General features: G+C 66.6%; 17 protein-coding genes. 7 read left to right on the top strand and 10 right to left on the bottom strand.

The features are described 5' to 3' along the window. Positions 1 to 93 precede the first annotated feature (93 nt). Entirely contained in the window at positions 94 to 894 is an 801-nt protein-coding gene (locus E0H45_RS09440; protein ID WP_131336152.1) for a LolA-like protein, read from the bottom strand. 87 nt (positions 895 to 981) lie between these two features. Then, positions 982 to 3,138 carry a (Fe-S)-binding protein gene (locus E0H45_RS09435; protein WP_131336150.1) on the bottom strand — a complete coding sequence of 719 codons (2,157 nt, stop codon included), beginning with the start codon at positions 3,136 to 3,138 and terminating at the stop codon, positions 982 to 984. A 189-nt stretch (positions 3,139 to 3,327) separates the two neighbouring features. Between E0H45_RS09435 and E0H45_RS09430 the strand changes: the two genes are divergently transcribed. Further along, on the top strand, positions 3,328 to 3,855 hold the full coding sequence (locus E0H45_RS09430; RefSeq protein WP_131336148.1) for a hypothetical protein: 528 nt from the start codon (positions 3,328 to 3,330) through the stop codon (positions 3,853 to 3,855). Position 3,856: 1 nt separating this feature from the next. Here the strand turns inward: E0H45_RS09430 and E0H45_RS09425 are convergent, their stop codons facing one another. Beyond that, the gene (locus E0H45_RS09425) at positions 3,857 to 5,308 is read right to left on the bottom strand and encodes a GAF domain-containing protein (protein ID WP_131336146.1); all 1,452 of its coding nucleotides are present in this window, start codon (positions 5,306 to 5,308) and stop codon (positions 3,857 to 3,859) included. Positions 5,309 to 5,391: 83 nt separating this feature from the next. Here E0H45_RS09425 and adh point away from each other — a divergent pair, with 83 nt between their 5' ends. The 3 genes from adh to E0H45_RS09410 all read left to right on the top strand — a co-directional run bounded on the left by adh (position 5,392) and on the right by E0H45_RS09410 (position 8,131). Then, the gene (gene adh / locus E0H45_RS09420) at positions 5,392 to 6,915 is read left to right on the top strand and encodes an aldehyde dehydrogenase (RefSeq protein WP_131336144.1); all 1,524 of its coding nucleotides are present in this window, start codon (positions 5,392 to 5,394) and stop codon (positions 6,913 to 6,915) included. Positions 6,916 to 6,919: 4 nt separating this feature from the next. After that, positions 6,920 to 7,297, top strand: coding sequence for a DUF779 domain-containing protein (locus E0H45_RS09415; protein WP_131336142.1), 378 nt, complete (start codon positions 6,920 to 6,922; stop codon positions 7,295 to 7,297). A 189-nt stretch (positions 7,298 to 7,486) separates the two neighbouring features. Continuing rightward, positions 7,487 to 8,131, top strand: coding sequence for an NYN domain-containing protein (locus E0H45_RS09410; RefSeq protein WP_131336140.1), 645 nt, complete (start codon positions 7,487 to 7,489; stop codon positions 8,129 to 8,131). Here the strand turns inward: E0H45_RS09410 and E0H45_RS09405 are convergent. The 6 genes from E0H45_RS09405 to E0H45_RS09380 form a co-directional block, all read right to left on the bottom strand. Next, a complete protein-coding gene (locus tag E0H45_RS09405; protein WP_131336138.1) occupies positions 8,128 to 8,616 on the bottom strand; it encodes a hypothetical protein in 489 nt (162 codons plus the stop codon). The two genes, E0H45_RS09410 and E0H45_RS09405, sit on opposite strands and share 4 nt — an antisense overlap. A gap of 16 nt (positions 8,617 to 8,632) precedes the next feature. Then, positions 8,633 to 11,104 (bottom strand): GH116 family glycosyl-hydrolase, encoded by a 2,472-nt coding sequence (locus tag E0H45_RS09400; RefSeq protein ID WP_202872233.1) that lies wholly within the window; start codon positions 11,102 to 11,104, stop codon positions 8,633 to 8,635. Next, positions 11,088 to 11,792 (bottom strand): hypothetical protein, encoded by a 705-nt coding sequence (locus E0H45_RS09395; RefSeq protein ID WP_131336136.1) that lies wholly within the window; start codon positions 11,790 to 11,792, stop codon positions 11,088 to 11,090. The genes E0H45_RS09400 and E0H45_RS09395 overlap by 17 nt, the downstream gene beginning before the upstream one ends. A 242-nt stretch (positions 11,793 to 12,034) precedes the next feature. Beyond that, on the bottom strand, positions 12,035 to 12,847 hold the full coding sequence (locus E0H45_RS09390; RefSeq protein ID WP_238154874.1) for a carbohydrate ABC transporter permease: 813 nt from the start codon (positions 12,845 to 12,847) through the stop codon (positions 12,035 to 12,037). Next, a complete protein-coding gene (locus E0H45_RS09385; protein ID WP_238154873.1) occupies positions 12,844 to 13,581 on the bottom strand; it encodes a carbohydrate ABC transporter permease in 738 nt (245 codons plus the stop codon). The genes E0H45_RS09390 and E0H45_RS09385 overlap by 4 nt, the downstream gene beginning before the upstream one ends. Before the next feature lie 125 nt (positions 13,582 to 13,706). Then, positions 13,707 to 15,002, bottom strand: a complete 1,296-nt coding sequence (locus tag E0H45_RS09380) for an extracellular solute-binding protein (protein ID WP_131336134.1) — start codon at positions 15,000 to 15,002, stop codon at positions 13,707 to 13,709. A gap of 334 nt (positions 15,003 to 15,336) precedes the next feature. On the opposite strand from E0H45_RS09380, the gene E0H45_RS09375 reads away from it, so the two are divergent. Together E0H45_RS09375 and E0H45_RS09370 are read left to right on the top strand one after the other, a co-directional pair. Then, entirely contained in the window at positions 15,337 to 16,548 is a 1,212-nt protein-coding gene (locus E0H45_RS09375; RefSeq protein ID WP_131336132.1) for a S53 family peptidase, read from the top strand. Positions 16,549 to 16,827: 279 nt separating this feature from the next. Beyond that, a complete protein-coding gene (locus tag E0H45_RS09370; RefSeq protein ID WP_238154872.1) occupies positions 16,828 to 19,683 on the top strand; it encodes a M36 family metallopeptidase in 2,856 nt (951 codons plus the stop codon). Between the two features lie 284 nt (positions 19,684 to 19,967). On the opposite strand, the gene E0H45_RS09365 is transcribed toward E0H45_RS09370, so the two are convergent. Further along, the gene (locus tag E0H45_RS09365; RefSeq protein ID WP_131336128.1) at positions 19,968 to 20,456 is read right to left on the bottom strand and encodes a PadR family transcriptional regulator; all 489 of its coding nucleotides are present in this window, start codon (positions 20,454 to 20,456) and stop codon (positions 19,968 to 19,970) included. A 14-nt stretch (positions 20,457 to 20,470) separates the two neighbouring features. Between E0H45_RS09365 and E0H45_RS42390 the strand changes: the two genes are divergently transcribed. Continuing rightward, the gene (locus tag E0H45_RS42390) at positions 20,471 to 20,641 is read left to right on the top strand and encodes a hypothetical protein (RefSeq protein WP_165546393.1); all 171 of its coding nucleotides are present in this window, start codon (positions 20,471 to 20,473) and stop codon (positions 20,639 to 20,641) included. Positions 20,642 to 20,719 lie beyond the last annotated feature (78 nt).

The following is a 20,719-nucleotide window of genomic DNA, read 5'->3' as shown; positions in this document are numbered from 1 at the left end:
ACCCACCCACCCGATCATCCTGAGGTGATCACATCCGTAACGGGAGATTACGAGAAGTTCACACGACAGGGTGGGAAAATGACCGATTCCGGCCTATTTCACGATCTTGCTCGCCGGCGGCGCGGTGATGTTCACCGGCTTGTTGTAGTCGGTCATGTTCATCACCATCGAGACGCCGCTGAGGTCGAACGTCATCCGCCGCACCAGATGGGCCTTGTCCAGCCACATCGAGTAGGTCAGCGTCTTCGGCATCCCCGCCGGGACCTTCTTGCCCTGGGCAGCGAGCGCCTTCGCGGCGTTCACAGTCACGGCGTACCGGTCGAGCTGCTGCCCACCGATCGTCTCGGTGCGGACGAACTTGAGGTCGACCATGCTCTTGTCGAAGGACTTGTAGATCTTGGTCGGGTCGCCGCCCTCGACCAGCTCGCTCAGCTGGTCGTTCAGGCCGGTCGTGAACTTCTTGTACTTCCCGGCCGGCGTCACGCCGGGAATCGAGACGTACCCGGTGTTCTTGATCAGGATGACCTTCGCGGTCTTGCCCTGGAACGCCGCACCGGCCATCTCCATCGACATCGCGACCGGGTTCGTGGTCTGGTAGCCGTCCATCGTCATCACGGTCGAGCCGTTGGCGGTGATCGTGCCGACAGTGTGCCAGGTCTTCTGCTTGCTGACCGCCGACGTCATCGCAGACACGAACGTTGCCCGGTTCAGATGGGCGACCGGTGCCGGCTTGGGCGGTGCGACCGTGGTGGTGGCGACCGGCTGCGATGCGGCCGGTGTCTCGGCCGGGGTCGTCGGCTTGTAGCCGGTGGCCTTGGGCTCTCCGCCGCAGGCGGCCAGGCCGAGGGCGAGTGGTACGGCGGCCGCAGTGGCCACGACGGCGCGGAACTTCATGATGCGTTTTCCTCCCCAGGTGATTCAGACGGTGGATCTTATGGTCTGGACCACCCGGGGAGGAAGAGTTTTGCAGCTAGTTGCAGGTCAGCTTTCACCACGCTTTACAGAAGCGAGAAGGAGCTGGGCGACGTCCTGGACCTCGACCGACTCGCGGGCCGATCCGTCGGCCTGCTTGGCGGTGAGGCCGTCGGACAGCATCACCCGGCAGAACGGGCAGCCGGTGGCGATCTTGTCGGCGCCGGTCTCGACCGCCTCGGTGGTCCGGTTCAGGTTGATCCGGGTGCCGAGCTTCTCCTCCATCCACATCCGCGCGCCACCGGCGCCGCAGCAGAACGACTTCGTCTGGTTCCGCGGCATCTCGGCGTACTCCGCGCCCGGGATGATGTCGAGCAGTTCGCGCGGGGCGTCGTACACCTGGTTGTGGCGGCCGAGGTAGCACGGGTCGTGGTACGTGATCTTCTGGCCGTTGAGCGAGCTGTCGGCCGTAGCGACCGGGGTCAGCTTGCCGTCGCGGACCAGCCGGTTCAGCAGCTGGGTGTGGTGGATGACGTCGAGCTCGACGCCCAGCTGGGAGTACTCGTTCTTCAGTGTGTTGAAGCAGTGCGCGCAGGTCGAGACGACCTTGCGGACGTTGGTCTCCTTGAAGACCTCCGCGTTCTGCATCGCGAGCTGCTGGAACACGAACTCGTTGCCGGACCGCCGCGCCGGGTCGCCCGTACACGTCTCGCCGTCACCCAGTACGGCGAAGCTCACGCCCGCGATGTTCAGCAGCTCAGCCACCGCCTGCGTGGTCTTCTTCGCGCGGTCCTCGAAGGCGCCGGCGCAGCCGACCCAGAACAGGTAGTCGACCTCGTCCAGCGACTCGACGTCCGAACCGACCTGCTTGACCTCGAACGGCAGGTCCTTGGCCCAGTCCATCCGGCCGGACGGGTTCATGTTCCACGGGTTGCCCTTGTTCTCCAGGCCCTTGAACAGCCCGTTGAGCTCGGACGGGAAGGACGACTCGATCAGCACCTGGTACCGGCGCATGTCCATGATCGCGTCGACGTGCTCGATGTCGACCGGGCACTGCTGCACACACGCACCGCAGGAGGTGCACGCCCACAGCGCCTCCTCGTCGATGACCGCGACATCCGCGGGTCCGACCAACGGCTTCTCCTGCTCGGCGAGCACCAGCTCCGGCAGCGACTTGCGGGCATCGTCATCGGCGGCCAGCAGGTACGGCGCCTTGGCGTACGCGTGCTCGCGCAGCCCCATCATGATCAGCTTCGGCGACAGCGGCTTGTCGGTGTTCCACGCCGGGCACTGCGACTGGCACCGCCCGCACTCGGTGCAGGTGGTGAAGTCGAGCAGGCCCTTCCAGGTGAAGTCCTCGACCTTGCCGACCCCGAGCGCCGCGTCCTCGTCGAGCTCTTCGATGTTCTCGAAGTCGATCGGAGTACCGTTGACGCTGATCGGCTGCAGCGCGCCGAGCGCCGTACCGCCGTCGGCCTTGCGCTTGAACCAGATGTTGGGCCAGGCGGTGAACCGGTGCCAGGCCACGCCCATCGTCGCGTTCAGCGAGATCGTGATCATCCACGCGAACGAGATCACGATCTTGATCATCGCGACCAGGTAGACGGTGTTCTCCAGCGCGTGCTCGGACAGTCCGCCGAACAGGCCGGTGCCGACGAAGAACGTGCTGGGGAAGTGGAACTTGGTCCCGCCGCCGAGTTCGTACTCGAGGCCGCGGAGCAGCAGGATGCAGATCAGTACACCGAGGATCGTGTACTCGACGTAGTACGCCTGCCAGGCGGTGGATCCGAAGAACCGGCTGTAGCGGCCCTTCTCGCCCCGCGGCAGGTTGCGCAGCCTGATCGCCATCAACCCGATGATCGAGACCAGGCCGGTCCACGTCAGGAACTCGCTGACCCACTCGAACACGAACCAGTGACCGATCACCGGCAGCACCCAGTGTGGGTCGAACAGCTGCCCGAACGCTGTCACGAGGCTGAGGAACAGCCCGATGAAACCGAACGCGACGAACCAGTGCAGGACGCCGATGTGGCTCCACTGCAGCATCCGGGTGTGGCCGAGCGTCTCCTTGGCGAGCGTGACGGAGCGCTGCCCAGGGTTGTCGGTGCGACCGGTGGTCGGCTGCCCCAGCTTGATGACGGACACGATGTGCCCGATCGTCTTGCCGAACAACGCGATACCGACGGCGGCGATCGCGAGCGAGACGACGATGGCGAGGATCTGCATACCAGCGATGTTATTGGTCGGTTACCCGTCAGTCATGTCTGTGTAGGGCTCGTCACGCCGCGAATTCCGCTGTCACCAAATCGACACACAGCGTTACAGAAGGTTCGTTGCGCCCGTAGTGGACCAATCCGTAAGTTTCCTACCACTGCAACCGCAGTACCTGTCAATCGGTTTCGGTGGGAGAGAACCATGCGTCTTCGTCGGGGAATCGCTGCTGGAGTACTGATCGCGACCGGTCTGGTGGTGCCGGCCGCCGCGAACGCGGCGCCGGCCGTGGCCAAGAAGTGCGACACGAACACCGTCAACTGGTACACCCGGGGCGGGCACGAGGTGTACGTCGGCACGAACCTGTACAGCGACTGGATGGAGGGTCCCGGCCGGATCACCTACCAGAAGACCGCCACCTCGGAGTCGAACTCGGCCTGGTCCGGTGACCTCGGGGTGAGCATCCCGCTGGTGATCGCCGAGATCCAGAACAAGTACTCCAAGACCGTCGGGAAGTCCCACGCGGTCACCGACAGTTGGTCCTACACAGCCGAGGTTCCGGCCAACAAGGTACGCCGTCTGCACCAGCTCAAGCAGTCCTGGCGGGTCCAGGTCGTGCGCTGGAAGTACACCACCAGCGACTGCAAGAAGACCAAGGAAGTCAGCAACAAGACCGCCACCTTCCCGACCAAGAACCGCGACTACATGTGGATCCTCGTCGGCCGCGAGTAATTCAGTCGAGGAGTCTGGCGAGCCGGGCGGCGACGGCTGCTCGGCGGGGGTCGTCTGTTGGTAGACCGGCGGCGAGGGCCTCGAAGATTTCCAGGTCCTCGGCGCCGGTGCTGGTCTGCGCGAACTGCCACAGCAGGTCGGCGTTGTGGGCGTCGAGCGTGGCGCGGCGGAGGGTGGCGTCGAGCTCGTCGCGTTCGGCTCGCAGCGCGGGTGCGTCCGAGCGGGTCAGCAGCGGGCCGGTGTACAGGTCGAGGGCCTTGGTGAGATCGCCGTGGCGGAGGGCTGCCTGTACTTCGGTCACGTCGCCGGTGACGTCGGCGATGATGCGGTACGGCTTGGTGTCGAGGACTCCGCCGCCGAGCAGGTTCCGCAGCCGGTGCATCTCGGCGCGGACCGTCGTCGGGTTGCCTTCGTCGCCGTACAACTGGAGCATCAGCTGCTCGGCCGTGAGTCCGGTCGGCTGCAGTAGTAACAGTGCGAGTACTTCGGCGCGCCGCAACGTCAGCGCGATCTCGCGGCCGCCGACGACCGCGATCGGCTGCCCCGAGCCGAGCAGCTTCAACCGCAACGACGGTCGCGTACGGCGTACCGGCGTACCGGGCATGCGGAGCAGGAAGCCCTCGTCCAGTCGCTCCACCAGTCCTTCCCGTCCGTCGCCGAGGTCGATGCGGTCGGCACCGTCCGGTACGACGAGGCGGTCGGGCAACCATTCGAGCGGCTGGACCGCGAGCACGCGGCCGGTCGGGGTCAGCAACGCGCCCGGCGCATCGCCGAGCGCCATCAGGTGCCGCATGTTGCGGGCCCGCAGCATCTCGTCGGCGGCGGCCATCCGGACCTTCAACTGTCCCTCGGCGAGCTGAGCCGCCGCGGTCACCAGGGCGACCATCGCGGGGTGGACCGTGCGCAGCGGTCCGGAGACGTCGACCGCGCCGAGCAGCTTGCCGGTGTCGGGATCGTGGACCGGCGCGGCGGCACAGGTCCATTCGTGGATCCGGCGGACCAGGTGCTCGGCCGAGTGGATCTGGACCGGCTGTCCGACGGCGAGCGACGTACCCATGCCGTTCGTCCCGATCTTCTCCTCCGACCAGACCGCACCCTCGGACAGCGCGATCCGGTCGGCCTGGCGTTTCACCTCCGACGAGCCCTCGCGCCACAGGATCGTCCCCTGCGCGTCGGTGATGATCATGATGTGCGACGCCTCGTCGGCGATCGTGGTCAGCGTCTGCCGGAGCACCGGCAGGACGGCCTGCAGCGGGTGGTTCTCGCGGAGCGCCGCGACCACGTCCGGGTCGACGATCACCGGTGGCGCGTCCAGCTCGGGATCCACCGCGGCCGCGAGAGAGCGCTCCCAGGAAGCGGCGACCAGCGGCCGCGGGTCGGCCGTGGCTCGGCCACCGCCGAGCACCTCGTCGTACAACTCACTCAACCGGCGGGCCTGATCCGGTGCGTCCATGCCGCCTCACTCCGCGCTGCAACGTCGGTGCAACGTTCATTCTCCTACCTTCGGTCCAACGTCGGGTATCCGAAGGAGAACCAATGACGATCTTCGCAGCTCCTGGGCAGGATGGCAGCCCGGTCGCGTTCAAGTCGCGCTACGACCACTACATCGGCGGCGAGTGGGTGCCGCCGGTCAAGGGCGGGTACTTCGAGAACCCCACTCCCGTCACCGGTGAGACCTTCACCGAGATCGCTCGCGGTACGGCGGACGACGTCGAGCGCGCCCTCGACGCCGCCCACGGTGCCGCGCCGGGCTGGGGACGGACGTCGCCGGCCGAGCGGGCCAACATCCTGAACAAGATCGCCGACCGGATCGAGGCCAACCTCGAACTGCTCGCGGTCGCCGAGACCTGGGACAACGGCAAGGCCGTCCGCGAGACGCTGGCCGCCGACATGCCGCTGGCGATCGACCACTTCCGGTACTTCGCCGGCGCGCTGCGGGCCCAGGAGGGCTCGGTGTCGGTGATCGACGACGACACGATCGCGTACCACTTCCACGAGCCGCTCGGCGTGGTCGGGCAGATCATCCCGTGGAACTTCCCGATCCTGATGGCGGTCTGGAAGCTGGCGCCCGCGCTGGCGGCCGGCAACGCCGTCGTCCTCAAGCCGGCCGAGCAGACCCCGGCCTCGATCCACGTGCTGCTCGAACTGATCCACGACCTGCTGCCGCCCGGCGTACTCAATGTCGTCAACGGCTTCGGGGTCGAGGCCGGCAAACCGCTTGCCTCGAGCAACAGAGTCGCCAAGGTCGCGTTCACTGGTGAGACCACGACCGGCCGGCTGATCATGCAGTACGCGTCCGAGAACATCATCCCGGTGACGCTCGAGCTCGGCGGCAAGAGCCCGAACGTGTTCTTCGCCGACGTCGCGTCGTCCCGGGACGACTTCTACGACAAGGCGCTCGAGGGCTTCACGATGTTCGCGCTGAACCAGGGCGAGGTCTGCACCTGCCCGTCGCGGGCGCTGATCCAGTCGTCGATCTACGACTCGTTCCTCGGCGACGCGGTGGCCCGGACGCAGGCGATCAAGCTCGGCAACCCGCTCGACACCGACACGATGATGGGCGCGCAGGCCAGCAACGACCAGTACGAGAAGATCCTCGCCTACATCGCGATCGGTCGCGAAGAGGGCGCTCGGGTCGTGACCGGTGGAGCTCGCGCGGAACTGGAAGGCGACCTCGCCGGCGGGTACTACATCCAGCCGACCGTCTTCGAGGGCGACAACAAGATGCGGATCTTCCAGGAGGAGATCTTCGGCCCGGTCGTCGCGGTGACGAAGTTCGACGACTACGCCGACGCGATGAAGATCGCCAACGACACGCTGTACGGCCTCGGGGCGGGCGTCTGGTCGCGGGACATCAACACGGCGTACCGGGCCGGCCGGGAGATCCAGGCCGGGCGGGTCTGGACGAACAACTACCACGCGTACCCCGCGCACGCGGCGTTCGGCGGGTACAAGAACTCCGGCATCGGCCGGGAGAACCACAAGATGATGCTCGACCACTACCAGCAGACCAAGAACCTGCTGGTCAGCTACAGCCCGTCGAAGCTCGGCTTCTTCTGAGCCCATGGTCGAGAAGGTGTTGCTGACAGACGTGGCGGCGGAGTGGCTCCGCCGCCTCACCGGGATGCACGGTCCGCTGATGTTCCACCAGTCCGGTGGCTGCTGCGACGGCAGCTCGCCGATGTGTTACCCGGACGGGGAATTCATCACGGGGTCGGCGGACGTGCATCTCGGTGATCTGGTCGTCGACGGGGTAGACGATCCGATCGGCTTCTGGATGTCCGCGAACCAGTACGAGTACTGGAAGCACACCCAACTCACCGTCGACGTGGTGAAAGGCCGAGGCAGCGGGTTCTCGGTGGAGGCCCCCGAGGGCGTCCGCTTCCTGATCCGCTCCCGCCTCTTCACCGACAAAGAGTCCGCAGAACTAGGACTCCTCTGATCGAGTGCCGACCGTCCGGTGGCGTTGCCGGGCGGCCGGCACTCTTCCTTCACACAAACAAAAACGGCCTCCCGAAGGAGGCCGTTGGACCAAAGCCGCGAGGCCTTGGCGTGGTAGCCACATCATAGTCATCCACAGGCCGTCGAGTCCAACCTGCGCTGAACGGCTGTGGACGACTACTGTCCTGCAATGCCGTCGCACACCGCGCCTCTCACGCCCGAACGTCTGACCGTCTATGTCGACGGGTTCAACCTCTATCACGGCCTGAAAGAACGTTCTGGGCGGCGGCTGCTCTGGCTGGATCTGGTGAAGCTTTCCCGGCTGCTACGCCCACGGAGCTCACTCGTCGGCGTGCACTACTTCACCGCGCCGGTCCTCGATGACCCGGCGGCGGCGTCGCGCCAAGGCCGCTATCAGGCGGCGCTCTTGGCACGGAACCCTGGGCTGATCGAGATCACTCAAGGTCGGTATCAGAAGAAGGTGCGGACCTGTCGAGCGTGCGCGGCGTCATGGATTCAGTACGAGGAGAAGGAAACGGACGTGAATATCGCGACCGCAGTGGTCGCGGATGCGGCGATCCACGCAACGGACGCGGCCTTGATCATCAGCGCGGACAGCGACCTCACCCCGGCGATCCGAACGGCTCGGACCCTGAACGCCGGGATGTTCCTCGCGGCGGCGTTTCCGCCGAAGCGGTACTCGGCTGAGCTCAGCAACCTGATGCCCGCCTCGTTCAGCATCGGGATGTCCAAGCTGACGGGTGCCCAACTGCCGCCAACAGTGGTTGACCCCACCAGCGGACGGGCCTACAGCCGACCAGCGAAGTGGCACTAACTCCAATGAAGTACAGCGGCGTAGATCGCTGAGCTGTCTCGCTCGGGGTTGGCGTCCTTCAACTTCAGGATTCGCTGCCGCTGCTCAGCGCTCGCCCGCTTCAGTCGCAGTGCGTCTGGCACGTGCGGTCGTCCGACCACGTGTAGCCAGAAGGTTAGGTCGATTTTCCAGTTGTCGGTGTGTAGGACCGCGTAGAAGCGTTCGTCGGTGATGGCTGGTGTGGGGCGGCGGTCGGCTCGCTCGTCTCGAAAGTCGACGCTGCGCAACTCGACCCGGCGGTCCAGGGTGATCAGGCCGGTGAGAATGGTGGCGCTTGTGGCGTCGGGCGCGTCGAACATGACGTCCAGGTCGCGGTCGACCATTAGGCCCGACAGTGCGCTGCCGATCAGTACCGGCTTCCACGGGAACGCGGTGCCGAGGTCCAGTCGCGTGAAGAGTTGCTGGGCCTCGGCCTGCAACGCCTGTGCGCGTTCGACGAGGTTCATGTCTCGACCGTAGGCGTCAGGTTGTCGTGATCACCAAGGGTTTTCCGGGGTGGATCGGGGCGTCGATCTGGTACGGCGTGCCGTCGATGTGGACTGTTCGGAGGTCGAGGTGGCCGGCTTCGCAGGTGATGGTGAGGGTGGTGGCGGTATGGGTGGCGGTGGCCCAGCCGGTGTTGGTGGTGAAGGGGAATTGCCAGGTGGTGTCGGTGCGGGCGAGTTCCAGGGGCGCGAAGGTGATGGTCTTGGTGAGGGCGTTGTGGCGGTAGCCGGTGAGGGCTTCCAGGACGGACCAGCCGGCGGCGTTGCGGATGTAGTGGTCGCCGCATTCGATCGGGTTGAACGGGTTGCGGCGGGTTCCGTCGTACCTGGTCCAGAGGCCTTGCAGGATGGACATGCCCTCATCGGTGAGGCCTTCGTACAGGCAGTGGGCGGCGACCTGGTACTCCGAGCCGGTCCAGACCTCGTCGCAGTACCGCGTGGGGATGTCGGGGCGACCGCCGTGCGGCCAGGTGCACATGAGGAGCCCGGTGTCGTCGCCGTCGGCGAAGACGCGGTACGGGTGGTCGAAGTCGCGGAAACCGGTCCGCAGGTTGTGCCGTACGACGTTGCGCAGCGCCGTACGCACGTGGTCCTCCGGAAGCAGGTAACCGAGGTCCAGCTGGTGCGCCCACCACTGCCCGATGAGCTGGTCGGCCAGGCAGCCGTCGCCCCACTGGAAGTCACGGGTCTCGTCCGGGTCCAGGATCTGCCGGTAGTACTCGCCTGTGAACAGCAGTTCGTCGTACGCCGTGCTGCCCGCGTCGAACAGGCTGCGGTACTCCTTGGCGTCCTCACCGAGCAGTAGCGCCATCTCCTCCGCCGCACGCAGCGCAGCGAGCCACAGCGTGCCCATGAACGAGTTGACACCACACAGGTCGATGTCGTGCGTACTGGGCTGGATGCCACGCAGTACGCCGTCCCGCAGCCACTTGCTGTGGATGTGGTCGAGCAATCGGACCACCTGAGGCCAGCGTCGCCCCAGCCAGTCCAGACCGGCACCCTGGCGCACCTCGCGGTACGTCTTCAACACACTGCCCAGCATCCCGTCCAGTGCCGGCTCTTCCGGTCCGCCGATCACCACGTCCCACAGCTGCTTCACGTAGAGCGGTGCGCGTACCCGGTGCGGGATGTACCCCTCCGGTGCCTGCATGACGTCGTACTCGGTGTCACGCATGTTCTGCTCCAGCGACGGGAAGAGGCGCGAGAGCGTCTGCTCGTAGTTCCACACGTGCGTGCAGTTCAGTGGACACGAGCCGCCGTACCGGCCGCCCCACATCGCGGTGGACGCGCCGAGCACGCCTTCGAACCCGAGTACGTCGCCGTCCGCGGTCTGGAAGACGGTTGGACTCCGTACGTCGGCCGCTAGCGCTGCTAGCCGTGAACCGGCCTCGCCGGGCAGGCTGCTCTCCTCGAACGCCTCTGTCCAGGCGGTCGTCAGTGTTTCCAGTTCGGGCCAGTGCTCGATGAAGCGGTCGGCTGCGGCGACCGCGTCCGGCGTACGACGGGTGTACGCGTTGCCGAGCCAGAAGCGGCTGTGACCGTACTCCGGGTGCGGGCCGAATTGGTTGAAGTCGACATATCGGTTCGGGAAGTGCCACGCGATGAGGAACCGGACCTTGGCGGTCTCACCTGGCTGGAGGTTGAACGGGACTGCCAGCCCACCGTTCCACGTCGTCCCGGGCGCGCTCGAACCGCTCGCCGGTGTCACGGGACCGTTGAGGAAGGCAACGAATTCCTCCGGACGGGTCCATTGCGGGTGAGCGAGCGCGTCGGAGTCGGTCGCGAGCACCAGCTGCCCGGAACCGGGGTGGTCGAGGGGCAGGCTGGTGTTCTCGAGGACGAGTGAGGTCCAGCCGTCGGCGCGGCGGGTGCGGTTCGTGTTGCCGCCGTACAGGCTGCAGGACACGCCGTCGACAGGCGTGACGCCGTCCCAGCCGATCGAGTTCTGGAGCGCGCTTGCGAGCTTGCCGTGCACGGCGATCTCACCCGGGTTGTGCAGCGTGAACGTGAACCCGACGACAGGCTGCGAGCTGACCGCGGCGTCCGACGGCACCAACGGGTTGAACACGTCCAGGCTGATCTCAACCGGCAGATCCGTCTCGTACTCCACGCGTGCGCGGGGGTACGTCGCGGTCACCTTGGTCGTGCCGACTGACGGGATCGCCGCGTGCAGCCGCCGCTCACCGGCCGGCACCACGTCATCGGTGACCAGCGGGGTGTCGGTGGGCTCCAGCGGCGGTCCTTGGAGGAGGCGGATCTCGTCGAGCGGCGGCTCGATCTGGGAGAGACGGATCGCGAAGAAGCTGTCCGGCACATGCCCTTCGTGGTTGCCGATGTTGTGCAGCTGCCACTGCCGCAGCGCGCCGTTGCCGGCCAGCGCGACGGTGCCGGTGCCGAGACCTCCCAACGGCAGTGCGAAGTGTCGAAGGTTGTCACCGGTGTAGTGCATGTTTCTCCGTCCATGTACCGGCAGAGGCGAACAACGCCACCGGACCGGGAGCGAGCAGAAGTAGTGAGGCGGTAACCGAGGTCCCGAGCAGCAGAGCCACGAAAGCCAGTGCGAGTACGCCGAGTGGGACCAGCGGGGCGCGGGCGACCAGATGCAGCGCGGTGAACCAGAGTGTCTGGCCGCGCAGTCCGGAGGTGACGCGCAGGCTGAACGCGTAGCAGGAGGCGAGTAGTAGCAGCACGCTTGCACAGCCACTGACCGCCAACGGGACCGCGAAGACCGGCCCGGAGTACAGCTGCCAGTTGAACAGTCCAAGCGCAGCCACTACACCAGGCACCACCCCGACCCCCAGACCCGCAAAGGCGTGCTTCCGCAGGTTTTTGAGCAGTACTGCGACACCACCGCGGTCCCACAAGACGACTGCGTCCGTGGTCGCGATGACTGCTCCCCAGACAGGTGAGATGAGGAGTGCGGCGAGTAGGACGCTGAGTGGTGACAGCCCCGGACTGAGCAGGACGACGAGAGCCCCCGCCGTACACACCAGGATACCGGCGGAGGCGAGGAGCGGCAGCTCGCCCCAAAGCGCACCGAACGCAACAGGAAGCCGATCCCGGACCGCACCAACCGGATCATCCGCGCCGGCAACACCACCCGCGGCCCCGGCCCCCTCGCCCCCGGTCCTCCCCAATTTGCCTGGCTGACCAGCCAATTTGCCTGGCTGACCCATCAAGTTGGGGGTTGCGGACCCATTTTCAGGCTCAGGAACCCCCAATTTGGTGGGTATGCCAGGGAAATTGGTGGGTATGCCAGGGAAATGGGACTCGGCTGGCTGCGGTGGCGACCAGTCGGCCCCTGGCCGGTCGGCTCCGAGGCGATCGGACGCGAGGCGATCGGACGCGGGGCGATCGGACGCGGGGCTGGGGCGGCGCGTCATGCGCGGAGTCCCGTTGATGCGATGGAGGCGATGAACGAGCGCTGGAAGATCAGGAACAGGACGAGGATCGGCAGCACCACCAGTGTGATCGCGGCGAACAGTACGACGGCCGGACCGCCGCCGACCGCGCCCTGCAGCGACACGAGGCCGACCGGGAGCGTCATCTTCTCCGGAGACGACAGGAAGATGTACGGCCAGAAGAAGTTGTTCCAGGACGCCTCGAAGACGAAGATCCCGAGCGCGGTCAGCCCCGGTCGCGCGAGCGGCAGGATCACCCGGAACAGGATCCAGAAGTGGCCGGCACCGTCCATGATCGCCGCCTCGTCCAGCTCCCGCGGGATCGACGCGATGTACTGCCGCAGGAAGAAGATCCCGAACACGTTGACCAACGCGGGCAACCAGATCGCCACCGTCGTGTCCACGAGATGCAGCCAGCGCATCATGATGAAGATCGGCACGACGGTCAGCTGCACCGGAACGACTAGCGCTGCTAGCAAAACCGAGAAGATCTGGTCCCGTCCCGGGAACCGCAGCCGGTTGAACGCGTACGCCGCGAGCGCACTCGTGAGCAGTGCGCCGGCTGTCGTGATGACCGCGATCTGCAGGCTGTTCCATGCCATCTGCGCGAACGGGATCAGGTCCGGCACCTGCTGGAAGTTCTGCAGCGTCGGCGGTCGCGGAATCCACCGCGGCGGCAACTGGAACGCGTCGATCGGCTCCGACAAGGCGTTCACGACCAGCCACACCAGCGGCGCGATCATCACCACCCCGCCGAGCACCAGCACGAGGTCGAGCAGCTTGCCCTTCACTGGTGCACCCACCGTCGGCTGAGGCGGAACTGGAGGCCGGTGACAATCATGATCACGACGAACAGGACCAGCGACAGCGCCGCGGCGTACCCGACCTCGAAGGACTGGAAGCCCTTCTCGTACGTGTACTGCACGATGCTCCGGGTCGCGCCGTCCGGGCCGCCCTGGGTCATGATCACCATCGGGTCGAAGATCTGGAACGCGCCGATGAACGTGATCACCGTGGCGAAGAAGATCGTCGGCGACATCACCGGCAGCGTCACGCTCCAGAACCGCCACCACGCGTTCGCGCCGTCCACCCGCGCCGCCTCGTGCAGCTGCGCCGGCACGGTCTGCAGACCGGCCAGCAGGATGATGAACGTGTACCCGATCGTGTGCCACCAGTCGACAACGATCAGCGTCGGCAACGCGAGCGTCGGCGAGGCCAGCCAGTTCGTCGTCGCCGAGAGGTAGTAGTTCGCCAGGCCGAACGCCGGATCCAGCACGTATTTCCAGATCAGCGCGACCGCGGCCCAGGACACCAGGAACGGGAAGAAATAGGCGGTTCTGACGAAGTACTTCGTGCCGCGCGTCATCGTCCGGTGGACGCCGAGCGCGAGCAGCATCCCGATCCCGATATGGGTGACCACCGACGCGAGAGCGAACACGAACGTGTTGATCACGGCGCGCACGGTGGCGCCGTCGGTCACGAGTTGCTTGAAGTTGTCCAGGCCCGCGAATTCCGGCGTACTCAACAAGTCCCAGTGGAACAAGCTGAGCGCAAAGGCGGCGACCAGAGGTCCAGCGACGAAGACGACGAAGAGCAGGATGGCTGGGCTGATGAACAGGTAGCCAGGGAGCCAGTCCCTCCGCTGCGGTTTCAGACCAATCCCTCCAGCGTGGTCTGGGCCTTGCCGAGCGCGTCGGCCGGTGCGGCGTTGCCGGTCAGCACCTGCTTCCAGCCGTCCTCGATCGCCTTCTGGATCGCTGCGCCCTTGTCCGGCGACGGGATCGGGGTCGCGTAGCTCAGTGCCTGGTAGAGGTACTCCGTACCCTTCGGCGCGTCCTCGAGGAACGACTGGCTGTTCGCGATCGACTTCCGCGCCGGGACGATGGTGCCGCCGAGCTGGGCGAACGTCGACGAGCCTTCCTTCGAGATCAGGAACTTGATGAACGTCCAGGCGTCGTCCTTCTTCTTCGACGCCTTCAGGATCGGGTACCCGTTCCAGCCGACCGGCGAGCCCTGCTCGACCTTGGTCGGCCACGGCACGATGCCCATCTTCTGCGTCGCCTTCAGGTTCCGGATGCTGATGATCGGCCAGCGTCCGCCGCCGAACATCGCCAGCTTGCCCTGCGCGGCCGCCGTCGTCGCGTCGAAGGTTCCACCGGGCGGCGGTGACAGCTTGTCGGCCACCAGTTTGCGGTTGAACTCGGCCGCTTCGATCACCTTGGGATCGTCGTACGTCGGCTTCGACCAGTCCTCGCTGAAGCTGCTGGTCCCGTTGGTGAGCAGCCACGGCATGATCGCCGCGAAGTACTCAGGGCCGGCGGCGTACCCGAAGGCGCCGGTCTTCGCCTTGATCTGCTCACACGCGGACCGGAACTGGTCCCAGGTCCATCGGGCTGTCGGCTCGGGTACGCCGGCCTTCGCGAACAGGTCCTTCGAGTACCACATGCACATCGTGTTGAACTCGCCCGGCAGGTAGTACGTCTTGCCGTCGGTGGAGGCGTACTTCTTGTCCCACTCGATCAGGTTCGGGTCCATGTCGCCGTAGTACTCGTCGATGGTCGCTTTGTCCTTGGCAATGTAGTCGTCGAGCGGCGCGAGCAGGCCCTTGGACGCGAACAGCCGCTGGCCCTCGGTGGCGATCTGGATGACGTCCGGCACCTGGCCGCCGGCGATCCGGGTGGAGAGCTTGTTGAAGAAGTCGCCCCAGTTCGACAGCGGGATGCCCTCGGCCTTGAGCTTGATCTCCGGGTGCTGCTCGGTGAACTTCGCGAACAGCTTGTTCCAGGTCGCCTGCTGCTCGGCCGTCCCCATGTAGACGAACGACAGCTCCTTGGTGGACGCCCCGCCGCCACTGCCGCCGCCTCCACAGGCCGCCAGCGATGCGGCGAGCGCCGTACCTCCGGTGGCCTGCAGGAAACGTCTCCTGGTGAGCACGGACTGGTCCATAACGGAAACCTCCAGGCAGGGAAATCGATTTCTCAGAGATCCCGGCAGCATAGTCCCGGGTGCTGAAACCGTGTCAAGGGTCGGCGTCCCGGAAACTCAGGGGGAAACCTTCACTGCCCGGCGCACCCTCGGTGACCCTGTGATCACGCGCAAATTCTGGTCCAGCCGGGGTGGTTGTCATGGGTCCGCCCATGACATTTGTCAGAGGTCCGATCGCTGGCTTCCGGTGCTCCGGCGGACGCACGATGCGATCACCCCCAAATCAAGCCGGCCTCCGCCCTCCGGCCCGAACGGGACCACCTGCGGAGGCCTGCCCCAACCTCGAGGAGTCCAGTTGAGGCAACGGATTCTCGTCTCCGCCCTGAGTGCCGGCGCACTTGCCGTCGTCGGACTGACCGCAGCGGTTTCGAGCGCATCGGGAGCCGTCGCGGCGCCCACCCCCTACACCGCCGGGAAGCATTCCGCCAAGGTCTGCTCGGCGACCAAGGCCGCTCACACCGCGGCCTGCAATGCGATCAAGCTGGTGAACGACAAGGGCGTTGCGCCCGCGTCCACCACGCCGCCGGCGACCGGTCTGACCCCGACCGGCCTGCGTGACGCCTACAAGCTGAACGGCCTGAGCGCCGGCGGCCGGACGGTCGCGATCGTCGACGCCTACGGCTATCCGAACCTGGAGCGCGACCTCGGCGTCTACCGCTCGCAGTTCGGCCTGTCGGCGTGTACGACGGCCAACGGCTGCCTGAAGGTCATCAACCAGACCGGCGGTACGTCGCTGCCGCGGTTCAACGTCGGTTGGGCCGGTGAGCAGGCGCTCGACGTCGACGCGGTGTCGGCTGCCGCGCCGGACGCGAAGATCGTCGTCGTCCAGGCCAACTCGGCGAGCTTCGCCGACCTCGGCGCAGCGGTCGTGACCGCGTCCAAGCAGCCGGGCGTCGTTGCCATCTCCAACAGCTACGGCGGTGGCGACGCGTCCGACGCGACGTACGGCAGCTACTACAACCACCCGGGCATCGCGGTCACCGCGTCCACCGGTGACGACGGCTACCAGGGCGGCAGCTACCCGGCGTCCTCGTCGTACACGACGGCCGTCGGCGGTACGTCGTTGGTTGCCGCGAGCAACACTCGGGGCTGGAGCGAGAGCGTCTGGGACGGCGCCGGCTCGGGCTGCTCGACGTACAACACCGCTCTGAGTGGCGCGTCGTCGTTCGACACCGGGTGCTCGAAGCGTGCGATGGCCGACGTGTCCGCGGCGGCCGATCCGTCCAAGGGCGGCATGGCGATCTACTACCCGACGAGCAAGACGGCCTCGACCTGGGCGCAGTTCGGCGGTACGAGTGAGGCCGCGCCGATCATCGCCTCGGTCTACGCGCTGTCCGGCAACACGGCCGGGTACGCGAACGCGTTGCCGTACGCCCACCCGGGTTCGCTGTTCGACGTGACGAGCGGCAGCAACGGCTCCTGCCCGACAACCCAGTGGTGCAATGCCCGCGCCGGTTGGGACGGTCCGACCGGCCTCGGTACGCCGAACGGCGCCGGAGCATTCTGACCTTGTGAGACACCGCTAGTGACCGGTCCGTGGCTACGTGCAACCTTCCGGTCACTAGCGGTACTGTTCCGAGCACGAAGGACAACCCTCGACTCCGCGACATTCCGGTGATTTCTCTTCCCCGGACCCTTCCGCAGGCTTAAGGTCGGCCCCCGGGGACGGGGCGTGGAGGGCGACCCGCGAACACGAACTTGATGGAGATTTGCTGTGACAACATCACGCAGAGGGCGGGGGCTCATAGCAGTCTCAGCCGTCTCCGCGGCCGCCACCGTGCTGGCCATGACTGCCGGCGGTGGCGCGGACGCTGCTCAGAACGCCGGTGCCGAGGGCAAGAAACCCGCGCAGGCCGAGCAGAGCGCCGGTAAGGACCGCAAGGGCAACTTCGACGCCCGGACGCCGAACGCCCGTACCACCTATGCCCGCTCCGCGAAGGTCGAGGGCAAGGAGACGGCCGCCGCGAAGAAGTACCGCGACTCGCTCGGTACTCAGGGCGTCGTCGAGGTCGACCCGAACACCGGCACGCCGGCGCAGGTCACCAAGCTGAACGGCTTCCTCACCGGCAAGAGCGCGAAGAAGGCCACGGACGTTGCCCTCGGCTACGTCAAGGCGCACCCGGAGATCTTCAAGCTCTCCGACGCCGACCTCGGCACGCTGAAGCTGCGCAAGGACTACGTCGACGATCTCGGCACCCACCACATCTTCTGGTCGCAGGTCGTCGACGGCGTCGAGGTGTTCGGCAACGGCCTGAAGGCCAACGTCACCAAGAACGGCCAGCTGATCTCGGTGATGGGCTCGCCGGTCTCCGGCCTCGCCACCGCCGCGCAGAGCCGGTCCGCCGTCGCGACGCCGAAGGTCACCGCCGCGGGCGCCCGTAGCGCCGCGATCCAGGACGCCGGTGGTACGACGAAGTCCGCGACCGCGACCACGTCCGGCGTGAGCACCAAGTGGAGCAACGGAGACACCGCCAAGGAGGTGTGGTTCCACACCGCCGACGGGCTCCGTAAGGGCTGGCTGACCTACACCAACTCCGGTGGCACCAAGATCTACAGCCACGTCGTCGACGCCCAGACCGGTGCCACGCTGTACCGCAAGGACCTGGTCAGCGAGGGCAACGGCGACGCGCTGGTGCAGGACAACTACCCGGGCGCCGCGAAGGGCGGCACGCAGCGGGTCGAGAACCTGATCTACAACAAGTGGCTGCCGAAGAACGCCAAGACCCTCCTGGAAGGTACGTCGGTCGCCGCCTTCGCGGACGTCAACGACGACAACCAGCCGAACGCCGGTGAGACGGTCAAGGTGCCCGGCACCAAGACCGGCGCCGAGTACAAGCTGACCAGCTTCCCGAACGCGTCGTCGTTCTGCTCGACCTCGTTCATCTGCACCTGGGACCCGGCGAAGCCCGACTCCTGGAAGACCAACCTGAACCAGGACGTCACGAACGCTTTCTACCTGGCGAGCAACTTCCACGACTGGCTGGCGAAGGCGCCGATCAGCTTCACCCCGGCGGCCGGCTCGTTCGACACCGCGGGCGGCGACCCGGTGCACCTGAACGCCCTCGACGGTGCGGCCACCGGTGCGAACGGCGGACCCGACGCCAACCACGACGACAACGCGAACATGTCGACGCCGCCGGACGGCACCTCGCCGACCATGCAGATGTACCTGTGGCACTCGCCGGGCAAGTCCGACGAGCAGGAGCCGTGGGTCCCGGCCAGCGGCGCCAACGACGCCAGCATCCTGTACCACGAGTACACCCACGGTCTGTCGAACCGCCTGGTCGTCGACGCCACCGGCAACTCGACGCTGAACAGCATCCAGGCCGGCTCGATGGGCGAGGCGTGGAGCGACTTCTACGCGATGGACTACCTGGTCTCGCACGGCCTGGAGAAGGACACCACCGCTGCTGGTGAGGTCCTCGAGGGCAAGTACGTCTCGCACGGCGACCTGTTCCGTACCCAGGCGATCGACTGCCGCGTGAAGGCCGTGAGCCCGAACTGCGTCAAGGCGAACGGCGCCAAGGGCGGCTACACGTACGGCGACTTCCCGACCATCGGTTCCCGCGGGCCGGAGGTGCACTCCTCCGGTGAGGTCTGGGCCCAGACCCTGTGGGACCTGCGCGAGCGGTTCGGTCGCGCCTACTCGATGAGCATCATCACCCGCGCGATGGAGCTGTCGCCGGCCGACCCGACGATGCTCGACATGCGCAACGCGATCGTCCAGGCCGACCTGGTCGCCAGCGGCGGCAAGAACGCCGACATCATCTGGACCGTCTTCGCCAACCGCGGCATGGGCTGGTACGCCGGTGTCGTCGACGGCGGCGACGCCTACCCGGCCGAGGACTTCCACAAGCCGCCGACAGGTGCGACCACGTCGCTCACCGGCACTGTGAAGGACAAGGACACCGGTGCTCCGGTGGCCGGCGCGCTCGTGTACGTCGGCGGTCACTCCTCCGGCTACGCGGGTGACTACGCGGGCTCGACCGACGCGACCGGCAAGTACACGATCACCGGCGTTGCGCCGGGCACCTACCCGAAGGTCGTCGTGTCCGCTCCGGGCTACGAGCTGCTCGTCCAGCCCGTCAAGGTCAGCGCCGGCGCTCAGGCGAACTTCGTTCCGCGCCGCAACTGGGCCGCCTCCTCCGGTGGCGGAACGGTTGCCGGCTTCAACGGTCCGGACTACAGCGACTTCGGTTGCGGTCCGGGCGGTGCGATCGACAACGCCCAGGGCACCGGTTGGGGCAGCACCACGGGTGACGACAACGGCACGCCGACGGGCACGATGGTCCCGAAGCACGTCGACATCAAGCTGCCGGCGAAGGTCAACATCAGCTCGTTCAACGTGGACCCGTCAGCCACCTGTGGTGACTCGGGCACGGCGTCGACCGGCCAGTACAAGATCGAGACCTCGGCCGACGGCACCACCTGGGCGACCGCTCAGGAGGGCACCTTCACCACCGCCAACCAGGGCAAGTACAACCTGCTCACCCCGAGCGGCAACACGACCGGCGTCCAGTACGTGCGCTTCTGGATGCTCAGCCCGCAGGTCCCGGACTTCTCCACCACCTGCCCCGGCAGCACCACCAGCGGTTGCAGCTTCACCGACCTGACCGAAGTCCAGGTCTTCGGCACCAAGTAACGCAGTACCCCCCGAGAAGGCCGGCCGAGCACCCGCTCGACCGGCCTTCCGGCATTTCCCCCCCGCGCTACCCACCCGCTCCACCGACTTACCCGCGCCGCCGACCCACCCGCGCCACCCACCCACCGACCCGCGGGATCATTCACGCGAGGGGATATCCCCTGCTGTGGTGGGTTCTCTGCTGGTGTACGAGGGGAGAACCCACAACGCGAGTGGATATCCCCTCGTGTTTCGGTTGGCAGGCGCGGTAGGTGCGGGGTGGGTGTGTGGCTGGGGTGTGGGCGTCAGGGTTTGGGGGGTGGGGTGGGCTTGGCGGGGGGAACTGTTTGGGCCCAGTCGGCCCAGTCGGCCAGGGCTGTGTAGAGGCGGACGCCGGCCTCGATCGTGACGCGGATCGACTGGGTCTGTTCGCTGTAGCCGAATTCGCCGCGGTCCTTGCGGGCGGCGTAGTCGCGGTACTGGTCGGCCAGTTGGCGGTAGTACTGCGCTTCCGACTCGAGGTGGCGTTGTAGTTCGTCGGTGTCCATCATCCAGAAGAACAGTGACCGCAGTAGCAGTTGCAGCCGCATGGTGTGGTCGACGTCGACCTCGGTCAGCCAGCGCTTCACCTCGGTCACGCCGGCGTCGGTGATCCGGTACGCCTTCCGTCGCCGCGGTCCCTCGCTCTCGACCTCGACCAGTCCCTCGACGGCGAGCTTGTTCAGCTCGGCGTGGATCTTCGGGTGCTGCGCCGGCCAGATCGAACCGAGAACCTCGGTGAACCGCCGAGCCAGGTCTGCCCGGTCCGGTGGACAAGGTCGCCGAGGTCATCGTCCGCGCAGTCGAAGCGCGCCGCCCCAAACGCCGGTACGCCGTAGCCGAGGCCCGCACCCTCGGCAGCATCCTCCCGAAGCTCCCCGCCGCCCTGCGCGACCGCATCCTCACCACCGCCGTCGGCCTGAACGGCATCAAACCGTGAGCACCGTTGAGGTGGGGCGGGATGAGCCGGCTGTCCGGATCATGGACAACGGGAAGTAAGTCTAGTGGGTTAGTTTAG

Source organism: Kribbella soli (assembly GCF_004331345.1).
In the GTDB taxonomy this organism is placed as follows: domain Bacteria; phylum Actinomycetota; class Actinomycetes; order Propionibacteriales; family Kribbellaceae; genus Kribbella; species Kribbella soli.
This window is presented reverse-complemented; position numbering and strand designations above follow the sequence as displayed.

What these genes read in the sequence shown, in the direction of transcription:
- E0H45_RS09440 (WP_131336152.1), bottom strand. Translation starts at nt 894, where the DNA reads ATGAAGTTCCGCGCCGTCGTGGCCACTGCGGCCGCCGTACCACTCGCC.
- E0H45_RS09435 (WP_131336150.1), bottom strand. Translation starts at nt 3,138, where the DNA reads ATGCAGATCCTCGCCATCGTCGTCTCGCTCGCGATCGCCGCCGTCGGT.
- E0H45_RS09430 (WP_131336148.1), top strand. Translation starts at nt 3,328, where the DNA reads ATGCGTCTTCGTCGGGGAATCGCTGCTGGAGTACTGATCGCGACCGGT.
- E0H45_RS09425 (WP_131336146.1), bottom strand. Translation starts at nt 5,308, where the DNA reads ATGGACGCACCGGATCAGGCCCGCCGGTTGAGTGAGTTGTACGACGAG.
- adh (WP_131336144.1), top strand. Translation starts at nt 5,392, where the DNA reads ATGACGATCTTCGCAGCTCCTGGGCAGGATGGCAGCCCGGTCGCGTTC.
- E0H45_RS09415 (WP_131336142.1), top strand. Translation starts at nt 6,920, where the DNA reads ATGGTCGAGAAGGTGTTGCTGACAGACGTGGCGGCGGAGTGGCTCCGC.
- E0H45_RS09410 (WP_131336140.1), top strand. Translation starts at nt 7,487, where the DNA reads ATGCCGTCGCACACCGCGCCTCTCACGCCCGAACGTCTGACCGTCTAT.
- E0H45_RS09405 (WP_131336138.1), bottom strand. Translation starts at nt 8,616, where the DNA reads ATGAACCTCGTCGAACGCGCACAGGCGTTGCAGGCCGAGGCCCAGCAA.
- E0H45_RS09400 (WP_202872233.1), bottom strand. Translation starts at nt 11,104, where the DNA reads ATGCACTACACCGGTGACAACCTTCGACACTTCGCACTGCCGTTGGGA.
- E0H45_RS09380 (WP_131336134.1), bottom strand. Translation starts at nt 15,002, where the DNA reads ATGGACCAGTCCGTGCTCACCAGGAGACGTTTCCTGCAGGCCACCGGA.
- E0H45_RS09370 (WP_238154872.1), top strand. Translation starts at nt 16,828, where the DNA reads ATGACTGCCGGCGGTGGCGCGGACGCTGCTCAGAACGCCGGTGCCGAG.